Below are 16,062 nucleotides of genomic sequence, written 5' to 3' on the forward strand. Positions count from 1 at the left end.
TTTTTTTCCTGTGTCTGGCACTTGGCGAAGCACAACACCAGCGAGCTATGAAGGCCTATACCTCCCGAAAGGATCAGACCGTGCGGTTTACTAGCAAACCACGCGCAATGAAAAGAAAAGGTACTGAATAGCGGCTCTTGTAAAACACGGCCGCTGGGGCGTCCCCATTCTGTTGGCTACTCAAGCAAGCGCTGCTGCTATGTTTGAATTTTTCGAAGGAGTCGAAATTATGGCGAAAGACTATTCATTATTGGAAGTTCTTGAAAGGATTTACCACAACCAGTTGGCCTTAGAGGCGGCTTTGATGGAGCTGACAGTCTGGGTGGAGCAGCGGGGCTCAGCTGAGATCGGAGGGAATGTTCGAGGAGCATTGGAGGCAATTGGTGATAACGCGGGTCATATAAAACAGGGATTGGCTCGACTGAAGAATCTCAACATCGACTGAAAAAAAACGCCCATTGAACGATCCTACCTTCCTTAGGCAAATGGCCTCAGGTTGATTGCCGCAGCGTAGATGCCAGGGTGTATTTGCACTTTGAGAGTCTGCCTGGCCGATGCAACAGGTGGGTAACTCATTCAGTGGGCGTTTCGTAGTTTGGTGTTTTCCGTGGACGACAGTCGGGTTGCCTTGCGTTCCCGAGGGTGCATTGCACGCTGTAAATGCTGGTGCAAGCCCTGCTCGATCTGGGTGATGAAGTGATCGGCACTTGCGGAGCGAAAGTGGTGCCGGTGGCGGAACGTCTGGAGAACAGCTTTCAGGTCGCCTCGGTGGACGTGGTGGCACTGATTACTCCCCCCCAGGCCAGTGCCATTTTGCTCAAAAGTCCGAACAATGCTTTCGGCGCCAATTTTCCGCTGAAGGTCTGGCTGGGATTGGCGTCGCTGTGATTTCGTCATGACCTGTGGCTAATCAGCGACGAGGTCTACAGCGAATTGCTATATGAGGTCCAGCAGCCCAGCGAGTTTGCCGGGAATGGCCGAGCGTATGGCGACGATCAATAACCTTTCGAAATCCCACACCATGAGCGGTTGGCGAGTGGGATGGGTGATCGGACCGAAACTTATATCCGAGCATCTGGTGAATTTGTCGTTTTCATTCTGTTCGGCATTCCGGATTTCATTCAGAACGCTGCGTACATGGGCCTGGATGAAAATCTGCCGGAAGTGGCGTTGATGCGCGAAGAGTATCGCCAGCGCCGTGATCTGGTGTGTGCGAACTTGAACCATTATCCGGGTATCCGGGCGATTCAGCCGGTTGGTGGTATGTTCGTGATGGCCGATGTGCTTCAGATCGAGTCGTCTGCCCAGCACTTCGCGGAGCGGCTGCTGGTAGGTTATTGCTTGTCGGTACTGGCCGGTGAGGCGTTCGGGGGCGAGCGCGATGGCGCATATTCGTTCGGGTTGGTGGTGGATTAGCGGGAACTCTCGGAATAGTTGATGGCGCGGTGGGCCTGACGGATTTGCATTGCCTTTTCTGGCCTCATCGCGAGCAGTCTCGTTCCCACATTTGATCTGCGGCGCTCACAGATATCCTGTGGGATCGAACTTGCTCGCGATAGTTACTTACAGGCAACAAATCTCTCAGGCTTTCCACACCTGTATGTTCACCAGATTCTCCGGCCGCTCACCCGCCAGCGCCGCCAGCAGGTTGTCCACCGCACAGCGGGCCATGGCTTCCCGTGTTTCATGAGTCGCCGAGCCCATGTGCGGCGTCGCCACCACGTTGTTCAATTGCAATAACGGCGAATCAAGGTTCAACGGTTCGCGCTCAAACACATCCAGCCCCGCCGCGCGAATCTGCCCACTGCGCAACGCCTGGACCAACGCCGCTTCATGCACGACTTTTCCTCGGGAAATGTTGATGAAGATGCTTTCCGGGCGCATCAGTGCAAATTCCTCGGCACCGATTAACCCTTCGGTTTCGGCCGTCAGTGGCAAGGTCAGGCAAATGAAATCCGCTTGTTGCAGCAGGTCGTTGAGGCTGCGGTACTGGGCATTGAAGCGTTTTTCGACCGCCGGTTTCGGCGAGTTACTGTGATAGATCACCGGCATGCCGAAGCCGAAATGCCCGCGCTGGGCCAGGGCCTCGCCGATGCGGCCCATGCCAATGATGCCCAGGGTCTTGCCGTGTACGTCACTGCCGAAATGTGCGGGGCCGATGCTGCGGGTCCACTGGCCGTCGCGAACCATGTTCGCCAATCCCACCACGCGCCGCGCAGTGGCCAGGATCAGTGCGAAACCGGTGTCGGCGGTAGTTTCGGTGAGCACGTCCGGCGTGTTGCTGAGCAGGATGTGCCGCTCGGTAAGGTAATCGATGTCGTAGTTGTCGACGCCCACCGAAACGCTGGCGATGGCTTCAAGGTTGGGCGCCAGGTCCAGCAGTTCGGCATCGAGTTTCAGGCTGGCACCGAGCAGACCGTGGGCACGGGGCAGGGCGTCGCGCAGTTTACCGAGACCTTCGGCATCGAGGCTGTCGATCAGCGTCACATCGGTGTGCTCATGCAGGCGAGCCATGAGCAGCGGCGAGAGTTTCTTGTACAGGACGACCTGCTTTTTCATCTTCGTGATCTCAACTTCAATTCAGGAATGAGCCGTGAGGGGGCGCGCTACCGTGGGCCGCTCCCGGTCGCTGGCGCCGGGCTTGAGGAACACCGTGAGCACCACCGAAAGCATCAGCGCACCGCTCATCAACAGATAGGATGCGCCGGGCGAACCGGTGGAGCTGTTCAGGTAACCGACCAGATAAGAGCCGCCAAACGAACCGAGCGCGCCCATGCTGTTGATCAGCGCCATGGCACCACCCGCGACGTTGGCCGGGAGGATTTCCGGGATGATCGCGAAGAACGGACCGTACGGCGCATACATGCAGGCACCGGCAATCACCAGCAGGGTGTACGACCACCAGAAGTGTTCGGCGCCCAGCGCGTAGGAACCGTAGAAAGCAATCGAGGCAATCAGCAGCGGCGGCCAGACGAAGCGTTTGCGCTTTTGCAGTTTGTCCGAACCCCAGGACACCAGCAGCATGCCGATCACCGCCGCCAGATAAGGCAGCGCCGATAGCCAGCCGGCCTCGACCATGTCCATCTGCGCACCCGCCTTGAGGATCGACGGCAGCCACAATACGAAACCGTAGACACCAATGCTCCAGCAGAAAAACTGCAGCGCGAGGATGATCACTTTGGGTGAGCGAAACGCTTCGGCGTAGTTTTTCACCGCCTTGATGCCGACCTGTTCGGCCGCCAGTGCACTTTCCAGATCCTGTTTTTCCTGATCGTTGAGCCACTTGGCCTGGGACGGACGATCATCGGCCAGACGCCACCAGATGAAGGCCCAGAGCACTGCCGGCAAACCTTCGACAATGAACATCCAGCGCCAGCTGTAATGCTGCACCAGATACCCCGAGACCACCGACATCCACAGCATGGTCACCGGGTTGCCGAGGATCAGGAAGGTGTTGGCCCGTGAGCGTTCGGCACGGGTGAACCAGTGGCACAGGTAGATCAGCATCGCCGGCATCACCGCGGCTTCGACCACGCCGAGCATGAAGCGGATGACGATCAGCCAGTAGGCGTTGGAGACGATCCCGGTCAACGTCGCCAGGCTGCCCCAGAGGATCAGGCTGACGAAAATCAGTTTCTTCACGCTGTGTTTCTGGGCGTAGATCGCGCCGGGTACCTGGAAGAAAAAGTAACCGAGGAAGAACAGCGCGCCGAGCATCGACGACAGGCCTGGTGTGATCATCAGGTCGGCGGCCATCCCGGAGGCGGCGGCAAAACCGTAGTTGGCGCGATCGAGGTACGCCAGGCTATAGGTGATGAACACGATGGGCATGATGTACCACCAGCGGCGGGTGGCGAGCGTTGCGGTTTTCATGGGTGATGCTCCTGAGCTTGTTGTTTTTGTCGCAGCAGGTAACGGTTTGTTCTTCAGTGCCTGTATTGGCCTCGTCGCGAGCAAGCTCGCTCCCACAGGGGAATTACATTGGAATACGATCCAGTGTGGGAGCGAGCTTGCTCGCGATGGCGGCCTCAAATTCGCTGACCATTTCGGATCGAGTCGGCAACCCCTCCATATCCCCCCGACTCTGCACCGCACGGCTGCCAATCCAGTTGGCCCGCCGCACGGCGTCGGCAAAGCTGTGGTTTTCCAGGAGTGCGCTGATCATGCCGACGGCAAATCCATCGCCGGCACCCACGGTGTCGACCACCGTTTGCACCGGCACACCGGCGACGAAACCTTGATCAAGATGCGTGCGGAAATAAGCACCGTGGGGGCCGAGCTTGATTGCCACGGCTTCGGCGCCCTGGTCGAGGTAGAACGCGGCGATGTCGGCCGGGTCTTCGAAGCCGGTGAGCAGGCGACCTTCGCTCAGCCCTGGCAACACCCAATGAGCGAGGGCGGCGAGGCTGTTGATCTCGGTGATCATCAGTCGCTCGCTGGCCCACAGGCTCGGGCGCAGGTTGGGGTCGAACGACACGCTGCGCCCGGCATCGCGCATGCGGGTCATCAATTCGAAGGACATCTGCCGTGCCGTTTCCGATAACGCCGCAGGAATGCCGGTGGCGTGCAGATGCCGGGCCTTGAGCAAGTCGGGCACGATCGAATGCGACGACAAGTGACTGGCCGCCGAGCCACGGCGAAAGTACTCGACGACGGGATCGCTGCCATCGTCGGTGCGCGACTTGAGTTGGAAACCGGTGGGGTGCGCGGGGTCGATGTCGACGTGGCGGCAATCCAGGCCTTCCTTTTCCAGGCTGTCGATCACGAATCGGCCCAGGGAATCGGCGCCGACTCGGCTCAGCCATGCCACGTTGAAACCCAGGCGCGACAGGCCGATGGCAACATTGCTGTCGGCGCCGGCAATGCGTTTGTGGAACGCGTTGACGCTGGCCAGGTCGCCGGTCTGCTCGGCAACGAACATCGCCATGGTTTCGCCGAACGAGAGGATATCGATCTCAGACATGAGCGTTCTCCAGCGACGATTGGCCGAGGTGGGCGAGGGCGGCGACATGCTCGGTTGTCAGCTGCACCAGGTCTTCGCCTTGCAGCGGGTATTCCGCGGCTCGCATAACGCCTTGGTCCATGTGCCGCAGCAGGTGTTCCCACTGTTGCAAGTCGCTAGCGGCGGGTGGGATGGCAACCAGTTTGCCGTCGGCACGTCGCGTCACCGCTTTACAGTGCACATAACCGACGTGCCGACCGAGCAACCGCGCGGCGCTGGCGGGGGACTGATCCTGCCACTGCCAGTTGCCGATATCGAAGGTCATTTTGATCGGCAGGTTGTGTTGCTCGACTTCATTGAAGAAACGCTGGAACGGTTCGATGCGGCCACCGTGCAGGGTCTGGTCGTTCTCCACCAGCAATTGCACCGCACTTTCGCCGAGCATGCGGGCGAGGCGTTGCAGGTCGCTGTTGTCGGTGAAGTAACCCAGCGATACTTTCAGCCATTTGGCGCCGAACATTTGGGCGCGTTGCAGTGCTGTCAGCAATTCGGGATTGGGTCTGGATTGACCGGCCAGCCACAGCTCCATCGGTGATGAGTACACGCTTTCCAGACCCTCGGCCTGAGTCGCGTCGGCCAGGTGCTCGGGGTTCTCAAAGGTCAGCAGCTCTTCGCGCCATTCGATGCGCGTGGCCCCGGCGGCGGCCAGTACTGCGATGAAACTGCCTTGGCCGCGCTGGCGCACCAGATCGGCGCCGTAGCTGGAGAGGCTGATGGAAACGGCTGGTTTATTCATTGTTTTTCTACCTCTGAAACCGGTTTCATTTTTGTTCAAAAAAATATCAGTGAGTGATGTGTTGTTTTTTCGGGCCTCATCGCGGGCAAGCCCGCTCCCACAGTGTTTTGTGTCGTACATCAATGTTGTGATTCCTGTGGGAGCGAGCTTGCTCGCGATGGGGCCAGTCCAGTCATCTGAAAACGCCAAGGGTCGACCCCCGCACAACCAGCTGCGGCGAAAAATCCAGCGTCCGCAACGCCCCGTCATCCCCCCGCAACCGCTTGAGCAAACACTCGAACGCACTCGCACCAATCTCGGTGGTCGGCTGGGCCAAAGCGGTGATGCCACTGCCCACCAACGGGTACCAATCCAGATCGTCGAGGGCTATCAGCCCCACGTCTTCAAACAGATTGCACTTGAGCTCACGCAAGGCATGGGTGCTGGCCAGCGCCGCGATCCCGTTCGCGCAAAACAGTGCTTTCGGACCGGGGCCTGGAGTGGCGAGGAAATTTTTCAGGTGCGCAGTCAGTTCGCTGCCAGTCTCAATCATCGTGCCGCGCAGGGCCGGGCGCTGTGCGATCTGCGCCTTGAAACTGCTGACCCGCTCGATCCGTGAACTGGTGCCGTCAAACGGCTCTGTCACCAACAGCACGTCGCGATAGCCGCGTTCTTCAAGGTGGGCAAGGGCCATCTCGACAGCCGCCGGGTTATCCAGGCCGACCATGTCACTCTCAAGATGCTCGACTTTGCGGTCCACCAGCACCAGAGGCATTTCCCGGTGCAGTTCATGCAACTCGTCACGGTGATGGCCGAGGGTGTTCACGATCAGGCCTTCGATGTTGTACGAGCGCAGCAGGGCCAGGTGCTGGCGTTCCTGCTCGTCGTCGCGATCGGTGTTGCACACCACCAGGCTGTAGCCGTGCTGACGGCAGGCGGTTTCCACCCCGTGCATCACGGCAATCGAATATGGGTTGCGGATATCGGCCACCAGCATGCCGATCAGGCGGGTGCGCCCGCGTTTCAGGCCACGGGCCATCTGGTTCGGGCGATAACCCAGTTCGGCAATGGACTGTTCGATGCGCTGGGCAATGGCATCGGAGAGCAGGGCGCGGTCTTCGCCGATGAACCGCGAAACGCTGGCCTTGGAGACCTTGGCGTGTTCGGCCACGTCGAGCATGGTCACGCGGCTGCGCTGGGCGGCGGAAAAATCGTTCACGGTCTGAAACCTTCTTATTGGATTTATAAGGCAGAGCGCATGGCACTGAAACCGGTTTCAGGAGACACCAAAAATGAATCCGTCGTCAAGTGTTCGATGAATCACAGTCCGACAAAAAACGACCGGTGGAACTCAGGCGAGCACGCTCAACCACGCCGAACCCAGCAACAACAGGCCCATGCAGCGGTTGAAGCGCTGCATCGCACGAGGTGAACGCAGCCAGCGACTGGAGCCGGCGCCGAGCATTGCCCAAGCTCCAAGACACGGCAGCGAGATCAGGAAAAACGCCAACGACAAATACATCACATGCACAAACCGGTCTTCACCCACCCCGGCAAACACGCTGACCACCGCCAGCGCCATCATCCAGGTTTTCGGGTTGATCCATTGCAGGCTCGCCGCGCCCAGCAAGCCGAGGCGCTTCTCGGCATTTTCGGCGGCAATGGCGACAGCCGGGGCGCGGAAGATTTGCCAAGCCAGATAACTCAGCCATGCCACGCCGGCCCACTGCATGAGCGTTTGCAGCGCAGGCCATTCGATCAGCGAAGGCCCGGCACCAGTGCCCACCAACAACACCAATATCGCAGCACTGGCACAGGCGCCAAGAATGATCGGAACGGCAGCCATCAAGCCGAATCGGGCACTGTTGCTCAGCACCAGAATGTTGGTCGGGCCGGGGGTGATCGAGGCCACAAAGGCGAACAGCAGAAAGGGCAGAAACGTCGGAAAAGAGGACAGCATTGCAGGCAAACTCCGGTGAAGATCATTGAAGTCGATCTTCACAAGTCAGGCGCTTATCTGTCTGGAAGATTTGAGCAACGCTTGCGGTACAGCGCTGGTGTCAGACCGTAGGCGCGCACGAACCAGCGACCCAGGTGACTCTGATCGGCAAAGCCCAAGGTCATGGCCACGGTTGCAGGTTGCTCACCACGGGCCAGCATTCGACGCGCCGTAGCCAGACGCAATTGCACCAGATATGCATGGGGCGCCATACCGTATGCAGCCTTGAACGCACGGGTCAGGCGAAAGCGGTCGACACCGGTGACGGCGGCCAGTTGGTCGAGGCCGATGTCCAATTGTGCGTTGGCGTGCAGATAGTCCCGGGCCTTTTGCGCAACCAGGGGCAGGCGCGGATCTTCGCCATAGCGAGTGCGCCAGTGCAGATGGCTGGTGAGGCGTTCGAGCAAGCCATCGAGCGCGGTCTGGCGAACGATCTTCATTTCACCACCGTGCAGCGTCTCAAACGCAAGGCTGGTGGCGTGGGTCAGGCGCGAATCGCTGGCCAGGGTGTTGGCGAAACTCAACTCGCTGTTGTCCGGCGCGTTGTCAAACACCGCGCCTAACTCACGCTGCAACCACTGTGGGTCGAGGTACAGCATGCGGTAGGTGAAACCGTCCGCGGTCGGCGCTTCACCGTCGTGAATGTCCCCTGGCTCCAGTAAAAACACCTTGCCCGGCGTGCTTTGATGCTTCGTCCGCCGACAATTGAATTGCTGAACCCCTTGCTCGGTGACACCCACCAGATAGCTGTCATGCCAGTGCGGATCGTAGGCATGGCCTTCGAAATGCGCGCGCAAGGTCTCGATGCCGGTGTCGGCGTCCTGGGCCAGATCGAGCCAGTTGTGAGAAGTCATGGGGCACCTGCGAGGTCGTTACCGTGTCATTTGACGCCTGTAGAGCGGGCCATGACTAGAACGTTTGTGCACGCATCAATTGAACAGTCCCGCCGCGATGTTGATCGAGAAACCGAGGATGGCCGTATTGAATAGAAAACCGATCAGCGACTGCGCCAGCACGATCTTGCGCAGGTCCCTAGTCGCCACGCCGACATCCGAAGTCTGCACCGCTACGCCGACGGTGAACGAGAAGTACAGGAAGTCCCAATAGTTGGGCGTTGTCAGGCCTTCAGCAAAACGCAATGCCGGCTCTTTGCCTTCCCAGGTGTAAAACAGGCGCGCGTAATGCACGCTGAAAATCACCCCGATCAGCAACCAGGAGCCGATCACCGTCAACGCGGTGAAGCCGTAGTGCAGCAGTTTGCGGGTGGTTTCCAGGTCTTTGCCGCCGGCCAGTTCGAGGGTGATGGCTGCCAGGCTGGCAATTGCCGCAATGCACACCACGAACAGCACCAGCCCGGCGTTCTCGTCCTCGATTTCGGCAATGCGTTTCACATCAGTCGCTTTCGAACGCACGACGAGCCAGGACATCAGGATCAGGTAAGTCCAGACCCCGGCATTCCAGCCGATGAGGATTTTGCCGATGACCGAATCGGCCGGAACCAGGATACCCGCTGCGATACCGAGCGTTGTGGCGGCGGACAGGCGAGGGTGGGTGTGGGTGAGGTAGGGCATGAGCGCTCGATGGGTCGGAGTATTGCAAACACCTTAGCCCAGGTAAGCACAATCTTGAAATCACCGGGATCCCCTGTGGGAGCGAGCTTGCTCGCGATGAGGCTGTCACATTCAACATCCATGTTGACTGTTACACCGCTATCGCGAGCAAGCTCGCTCCCACAGGTAATCGGTGGTGTTGGTTAGATGTTTTTATGGCGCTTGCGCACCAGCTTCATCACCACCACAAAAAACACCGGCACGAACACCACGGCCAGCGTCGCGGTGATCATCCCGCCGATCACCCCGGTGCCGATGGCCTGCTGGCTCGCCGAACTGGCGCCGGTGGCGATGGCCAGCGGCACCACGCCGAGGATGAACGCCAGGGAGGTCATGACAATCGGCCGCAACCGCAGACGTGCCGCTTGCAGGGTCGCGTCGATCAGGTCGTGGCCGTCGTCGTACAGGCTCTTGGCGAACTCGATGATCAGGATCGCGTTCTTCGCCGACAGGCCGATGATGGTGATCAGCCCGACCTTGAAGAACACGTCGTTGGGCATCCCGCGCAAGGTCACGGCCAGCACCGCGCCGAGCACGCCCAGCGGCACCACCAGCAGCACCGAGGTGGGGATCGACCAACTCTCGTACAACGCCGCCAGGCACAGGAACACGATCAACAGCGACAGCCCCAGCAGGATTGGCGCCTGGCTGCCGGACAACCGTTCCTGCAGCGACAACCCGGTCCATTCCTGGCCCAGGCCCGCCGGGCCTTGCGCCACCAGCCGCTCGATCTCGGCCATCGCCTCGCCGGTGCTGTGCCCCGGGGTCGGTTCACCGGAAATGCTGATCGCCGGGTAGCCGTTGTAGCGGGTCAACTGCGCCGGGCCCTGAGTCCACCTGGCCTGTACGAAGGCTGACAAAGGCACCATTTTTTCGTGGGTGTTGCGCACGTGAATCTTGAGCAGGTCTTCCACCTGACTGCGCTGGTCGCCCTCGGCCTGCACCACGACGCGCTGCATCCGCCCCTGATTGGGGAAGTCGTTGATGTAGGCTGAGCCCACGGCCGTGGACAGCACATTGCCGACGTCGGCAAATGACACCCCCAGTGCGTTGGCCTGCTTGCGGTCGACGACCAGTTGCACCTGCGGTGCCTCGGCCAGGGCACTTTCGCGCACGTTCATCAGGATCGGGCTTTTTTCGGCTGCCGCGAGTAACTCGGTGCGCGCTTGCATCAACTTCTCATGGCCGAGACCCCCGCGATCCTGCAGGCGGAACTCGAATCCGCTGGACGTACCCAGGCCATCCACGGGCGGCGGCAGTACGGCAAACGTCACCGCGTCCTTGATCTGGCTGAGGGCGACGTTGGCCCGGTCGGCAATCGAAGCCGCCGAGTCGTCGCTGCCTCGCTCGGACCAGTCTTTGAGCGTGCTGAACGCCAGCGCCGCATTCTGCCCGCTGCCAGAGAAGCTGAATCCGAGAATCACCACGCTGTCCCGAATGCCCGGTTCCCCGGCGTTGTGCGCTTCAACTTGCTCGGCCACCTGCACCGTGCGGTTCTTGCTCGCACCCGGTGGCAACTGGATGTCGGTGATGGTGTAACCCTGGTCTTCCACCGGCAGGAACGAGGAGGGCAAGCGACTGAAGGCCAAGCCCAGGCCGATCAGCAGCACGCCGTAGATCAGCAGGTAGCGCCCGGTACGTTTCAACGCATAGGCGACCCAGCCCTGATAGCGCTCCGTCAGTTGTTCGAAGCGACGGTTGAACCAGCCGAAGAACCCGGTCTTTTCGTGGTGCTCGCCTTTGGCAATCGGCTTGAGCAGTGTCGCGCACAGGGCCGGGGTCAAGGTCAGGGCGAGGAAGGCCGAGAACAGGATAGAGGTGGCCATCGACAGCGAGAACTGCTGGTAAATCACCCCGACCGAACCCTGCATGAACGCCATCGGAATGAACACCGCGACCAGCACCAGAGTGATGCCGATGATGGCCCCGGTGATCTGCTGCATGGCCTTGCGCGTGGCTTCCTTGGGCGACAAGCCCTCGGTGGCCATGATGCGCTCGACGTTTTCCACCACCACGATGGCGTCGTCCACCAGAATGCCGATGGCCAGCACCATGCCGAACATGGTCAGCACGTTGATCGAAAAACCCAGCGCCAGCATTGTCGCAAAGGTGCCCATCAGCGCCACCGGCACCACCAGCGTCGGAATAAGCGTGTAGCGGATGTTCTGCAGGAACAGGAACATTACCGCGAACACCAGCAGCATCGCCTCGAAGAGGGTGTAGACCACTTTGGTGATCGAGACCTTGACGAAGGGTGAGGTGTCGTACGGTATCGAGTACTCGACGTTCGCCGGGAAATAGCGCTTGAGTTCGTCCATCTTCGCCCGCACCAGGGTTGCGGTGTTCAGGGCGTTGGCGCCGGGCGACAGTTGCACGGCGACGGCGGTGGACGGTTTGCCGTTCAGGCGCGTGGAAAACTGGTATTCCTGGCTACCGATCTCGACCCGCGCCACATCGCTGATGCGCACGGTCGAGCCGTCCGGGTTGGCCTTGAGGACGATGTCGGCAAACTCTTCGGGGGTCGACAACTGGCCCTTGACCAGAATGGTCGCGGTGATTTCCTGGGTGGTGCGGGTTGGCAGGTCACCGATGCTGCCGGCCGACACCTGGGCGTTTTGCGCGACGATGGCGGTGTTGACGTCCGCCGGCGTCAGGTTGAAGGCGAGCAGCTTCTGCGGGTCGATCCAGATCCGCATCGCCCGTTCGGCGCCGTACAGTTGCGCCTTGCCGACGCCGTCCAGACGCTTGACCTCGTTCATCACGTTGCGCGCCAGGTAATCGCTGAGCGCCACGTCGTTGAGTTTGCCGTCGCTGGAGGTCAGGGTGATCAGCAGCAGGAAGCCGGATGAGACTTTCTCCACCTGCAAACCTTGCTGGATGACCGCTTGTGGCAGGCGAGACTCCACGGCTTTCAGGCGGTTCTGCACATCCACCTGAGCCAGTTCCGGGTTAGTGCCCGGCTGGAAGGTGGCCTTGATGGTGGCGCTGCCCAGGCTGCTCTGGGACTCGAAATACAACAGGTGATCGGTGCCGTTGAGCTCTTCCTCGATCAGGCTGACCACGCTCTCGTCCACGGTTTGCGCCGAGGCGCCGGGGTACACGGCGTAGATTTCGATTTGTGGCGGTGCAACATCGGGGTATTGCGCTACCGGCAATTGCGGAATGGCCAGCGCACCGGCCAGCAGGATGAACAGGGCAACCACCCAGGCGAACACCGGGCGGTCGATAAAGAACTGCGGCATAAAAAAGCGTCCTGCTTACTGACCAGTCGCCTGGGCAAGTGGAAGAGGGGTGTCGTCGATCTGCACTTTCTCGCCGGGGCGGGCGTGCTGCAGCCCTTCGATGACGATGCGGTCGCCCGCCTTCAGGCCGCCGGTGACGATCCAGCGATCGTTCTGCACGGCACCCAGTTCGACCGGTCGCTGCCCGACCCGCTGTTCGGCGTCGAGCAGCAGCACCTGGGCGATGCCGGCGCTGTCGCGCTGGATGGCCCGTTGCGGCACGCTGATGCCCTGCTGGTTGATCGCTTGTTCCAGGCGTACGCGCACGAAACTGCCGGGCAGCAAGTCGAGGTCGGGGTTGGGGAACTCGCTGCGCAGGATGATCTGGCCGGTGCCCGGGTCGACGGTGATATCGCTGAACAGCATTTTGCCCGGCAGCGGGTAGAGGCTGCCGTCATCCTGAATCAACGTGGCCTTGGCCTGGTCCTGGCCGACCTGCTGCAACTGACCTGAGCGGAAGGCGCGTCGCAGATCGTTGAGTTCGCGGGTGGACTGGGTCAGGTCGGCATGAATCGGGTTCAGTTGCTGAATCAGCGCCAGGGGCGTGGTTTCGTTTTGTCCGACCAGTGCGCCTTCGGTGACCAGTGCGCGACCGATACGCCCGGAAATCGGCGCGGTGACCGTGGCGTAACCGAGGTTCAACCGGGCGCGTTCCACCGCCGCCTTGTTGCCGGCGACGTCGGCAGCGGTCTGCCGGGCGTTGGCCCGGGCGTTGTCGTAGTCCTGGCCGCTGATGGCCTTGTCGTCGATCAACCGGGCGTAGCGCTGTTCCTGCAATCTGGCCTGGAACGCGTTGGCTTCAGCCTTGCGCAACGCGGCTTCGGCGCTGTCCAGGTCAGCCTTGAACGGCGCCGGGTCGATGCGGAACAACACTTCGCCCTGTTTCACGTCACTGCCTTCACGGAAGGTGCGCTGCAAGACAACGCCAGCCACCCGGGCACGCACTTCGGCCATGCGCGGTGCGGCAATCCGCCCGCTCAGTTCACTGCTGATGGTCAGTGGCCGCGCTTCGATGGTCTCGATGCGAACCGTGGCCAGCGGCGCCTGTTCCTCGGCATTCGAGGACTTGTCACACGCGCCCAGTGTCAACGCCAGTGCAATCAGGCTGAGCCTGGCAAGCAGATTCTTCGACATGTAATACCCCAATAAAGACCCCCAGCATCCTACTGGGCGAAGGCGAGGGTAGCGGTGAAGCTTTGTTGGTGCTGTGTGAAATTGTGTAAGGGTTTTACTCAGGTGTGCGTGAGGGCGTATATCCTGCAGTCCTTGATTTCTATTGCGCCAGATATAGATTGCCATCGCGAGCAAGCTCGCTCCCACCGGGATTTGATGTGAACACGAATGTTGTGAACACCACCGACCACTGTGGGAGCGAGCTTGCTCGCGATGGCGGCATATCTGGCGCCACGGCTCTTTCTGGAAACACCCCATGCCCAACATCCTCCTGGTCGAAGACGACACCGCCCTCGCCGAACTGATTGCCAGTTACCTGGAACGCAACGGTTATTCCGTCAGCGTGATCGGTCGCGGTGACCACGTGCGCGAACGTGCGCGGCTCAATCCGCCGGACCTGGTGATCCTCGACCTGATGCTGCCCGGCCTCGACGGCTTGCAAGTCTGTCGCCTGCTGCGCGCCGATTCGGCGACCCTGCCGATCCTGATGCTCACCGCCCGCGACGACAGCCACGACCAGGTCCTGGGCCTGGAAATGGGGGCCGACGACTACGTCACCAAACCCTGCGAGCCGCGGGTGCTGCTGGCCCGGGTGCGGACCTTGTTGCGCCGCAGCAGCCTCAGCGAGCCGCAGACTGCCAACGACCGCATTCTGATGGGCAACCTGTGCATCGACTTGTCCGAGCGCACCGTCACCTGGCGCGGGCAATTGGTGGAATTGTCCAGCGGCGAGTACAACCTGCTGGTGGTGCTGGCCCGGCATGCCGGAGAGGTGTTGAGTCGCGACCAGATCCTGCAACGCTTGCGCGGCATCGAATTCAATGGCACTGACCGTTCGGTGGACGTGGCAATTTCCAAGCTGCGACGCAAGTTCGACGACCACGCCGGCGAGGCGCGCAAGATCAAGACTGTGTGGGGCAAGGGTTACCTGTTCAGCCGTTCCGAGTGGGAATGCTGAGCCGATGTTCAGAATCCTTTTTCGTTTATATCTGGTGACCATCGTCTCATTCAGCGCGGCGATCTATCTGGTGCCGGATCTGGTGGTCAAGGTGTTCCAGGAACGCTTTGTCACCTACAACCTCGATTACTCGCGAGGGCTGCAAACGCTGATCGTCAAACAGTTCCATGGGGTCCCGGCCGAACAGTGGCCGACCCTGGCCGCTGAAATGGACAAGGACTTCTCTCCTCTGCACATCGTGCTCAGTAGCAATGACGACAGCAGCCTGACGCCCGATGAACAGCAGCGCTTGCGCCGCGGCGAGAACGTCGTGCGCGTGGGCGACTGGGGCTGGCGCACGCTGGCGGTCGCGCCGCTGAATGAGCGCACCGTGGTGCAAATGGTCGTGCCACCGGATCCGCTGGACGTCAATCTGTTGTACTGGAGCATCAACGTCCTGATCGGCGCGACCATGCTCGCGTGCCTGTTGTTGTGGCTGCGCCCGCACTGGCGTGATCTGGAGCGCCTCAAGGGCGCCGCCGAACGCTTTGGCAAGGGCCACTTGGGCGAGCGCACGCAAATTCCCCCGAGTTCCAACATCGGCAGCCTGGCCAGTGTGTTCGACACCATGGCCGGCGACATCGAGAACCTGCTCAACCAACAGCGAGACCTGCTCAATGCGGTGTCCCACGAGTTGCGCACGCCGCTGACGCGCCTGGATTTCGGCCTGGCGCTGGCCCTGTCCGACGACTTGCCGGCGGCCAGCCGCGAGCGCTTGCAAAGCCTGGTGGCGCACATTCGGGAACTCGATGAATTGGTGCTGGAGCTGCTGTCCTACAGTCGCCTGCAAAACCCGGCGCGGCTGCCGGAGCAGGTCGAAGTGTCGATGGATGAATTCATCGACAGCATTCTCGGCAGCGTTGACGAAGAAATGGAGTCTCCGCAAATCGTCATCGACGTGTTGCTCCACGGCCAGCTCGAACGCTTCAGCCTGGACCCGCGCCTGACCGCCCGAGCCCTGCAAAACCTGCTGCGCAACGCCATGCGCTATTGCGAGAAGCGTATTCAGATCGGTGTGCAGGTCTATGCGAGTGGCTGTGAAATCTGGGTCGACGATGATGGCATCGGCATTCCGGATGACGAGCGCGAGCGGATCTTCGAACCTTTCTACCGCCTCGACCGCAGCCGCGACCGCGCCACGGGTGGTTTCGGACTGGGACTGGCGATCAGCCGCCGAGCACTGGAAGCCCAGGGCGGCACGTTGACGGTGGAAGCCTCGCCGCTGGGCGGGGCTCGGTTTCGTTTGTGGTTGCCGGCGTTGGGCTGACGCGCTTCGCAGGCGTTG

The 16,062-nt window shown here is 60.8% G+C and carries 13 protein-coding genes and 1 pseudogene; 4 read left to right on the forward strand and 10 right to left on the reverse strand.

From position 1 onward, the window contains the following. Window positions 1-229: 229 nt before the first annotated feature. A complete protein-coding gene (locus AC1RDQ_RS23320; RefSeq protein WP_057714682.1) occupies window positions 230-445 on the forward strand; it encodes a hypothetical protein in 216 nt (71 codons plus the stop codon). A gap of 218 nt (window positions 446-663) precedes the next feature. Further along, window positions 664-1,413, forward strand: a pseudogene (locus AC1RDQ_RS23325) (pyridoxal phosphate-dependent aminotransferase); the annotation flags it as partial. Window positions 1,414-1,581: 168 nt separating this feature from the next. Here the strand turns inward: AC1RDQ_RS23325 and AC1RDQ_RS23330 are convergent. The 10 genes from AC1RDQ_RS23330 to AC1RDQ_RS23375 all read right to left on the reverse strand — a co-directional run bounded on the left by AC1RDQ_RS23330 (window position 1,582) and on the right by AC1RDQ_RS23375 (window position 13,741). Further along, window positions 1,582-2,559: a 2-hydroxyacid dehydrogenase gene (locus tag AC1RDQ_RS23330; RefSeq protein WP_492588255.1), complete on the reverse strand. Its 978-nt coding sequence runs from the start codon at window positions 2,557-2,559 to the stop codon at window positions 1,582-1,584. Window positions 2,560-2,580: 21 nt separating this feature from the next. After that, entirely contained in the window at window positions 2,581-3,873 is a 1,293-nt protein-coding gene (locus AC1RDQ_RS23335; protein WP_057714686.1) for an MFS transporter, read from the reverse strand. A 103-nt stretch (window positions 3,874-3,976) separates the two neighbouring features. Beyond that, a complete protein-coding gene (locus AC1RDQ_RS23340) occupies window positions 3,977-4,963 on the reverse strand; it encodes a sugar kinase (RefSeq protein ID WP_492588257.1) in 987 nt (328 codons plus the stop codon). Next, a complete protein-coding gene (locus tag AC1RDQ_RS23345; protein ID WP_223502654.1) occupies window positions 4,956-5,738 on the reverse strand; it encodes a sugar phosphate isomerase/epimerase family protein in 783 nt (260 codons plus the stop codon). The genes AC1RDQ_RS23340 and AC1RDQ_RS23345 overlap by 8 nt, the downstream gene beginning before the upstream one ends. 172 nt (window positions 5,739-5,910) lie before the next feature. Further along, a complete protein-coding gene (locus AC1RDQ_RS23350; RefSeq protein ID WP_492588259.1) occupies window positions 5,911-6,936 on the reverse strand; it encodes a LacI family DNA-binding transcriptional regulator in 1,026 nt (341 codons plus the stop codon). 132 nt (window positions 6,937-7,068) lie between these two features. Next, the gene (locus AC1RDQ_RS23355; protein ID WP_492588260.1) at window positions 7,069-7,677 is read right to left on the reverse strand and encodes a LysE family translocator; all 609 of its coding nucleotides are present in this window, start codon (window positions 7,675-7,677) and stop codon (window positions 7,069-7,071) included. Window positions 7,678-7,730: 53 nt separating this feature from the next. Continuing rightward, the gene (locus tag AC1RDQ_RS23360; protein ID WP_492588262.1) at window positions 7,731-8,570 is read right to left on the reverse strand and encodes an AraC family ligand binding domain-containing protein; all 840 of its coding nucleotides are present in this window, start codon (window positions 8,568-8,570) and stop codon (window positions 7,731-7,733) included. A 75-nt stretch (window positions 8,571-8,645) separates the two neighbouring features. Then, complete coding sequence (locus AC1RDQ_RS23365) at window positions 8,646-9,287, reverse strand: DUF1345 domain-containing protein (protein WP_223502651.1); 642 nt, start codon at window positions 9,285-9,287, stop codon at window positions 8,646-8,648. 182 nt (window positions 9,288-9,469) lie between these two features. After that, the gene (locus AC1RDQ_RS23370) at window positions 9,470-12,568 is read right to left on the reverse strand and encodes a multidrug efflux RND transporter permease subunit (protein ID WP_492588263.1); all 3,099 of its coding nucleotides are present in this window, start codon (window positions 12,566-12,568) and stop codon (window positions 9,470-9,472) included. Window positions 12,569-12,583: 15 nt separating this feature from the next. Next, window positions 12,584-13,741, reverse strand: coding sequence for an efflux RND transporter periplasmic adaptor subunit (locus tag AC1RDQ_RS23375; protein WP_349734347.1), 1,158 nt, complete (start codon window positions 13,739-13,741; stop codon window positions 12,584-12,586). 295 nt (window positions 13,742-14,036) lie between these two features. Here AC1RDQ_RS23375 and AC1RDQ_RS23380 point away from each other — a divergent pair, with 295 nt between their 5' ends. Then, window positions 14,037-14,738, forward strand: a complete 702-nt coding sequence (locus AC1RDQ_RS23380) for a response regulator (RefSeq protein WP_057714693.1) — start codon at window positions 14,037-14,039, stop codon at window positions 14,736-14,738. 4 nt (window positions 14,739-14,742) lie between these two features. After that, window positions 14,743-16,044 (forward strand): ATP-binding protein, encoded by a 1,302-nt coding sequence (locus AC1RDQ_RS23385; protein WP_340312040.1) that lies wholly within the window; start codon window positions 14,743-14,745, stop codon window positions 16,042-16,044. The last annotated feature ends 18 nt before the right edge of the window (window positions 16,045-16,062 follow it).

It is taken from the genome of Pseudomonas sp. GW823-FHT02E01 (genome assembly GCF_058797535.1).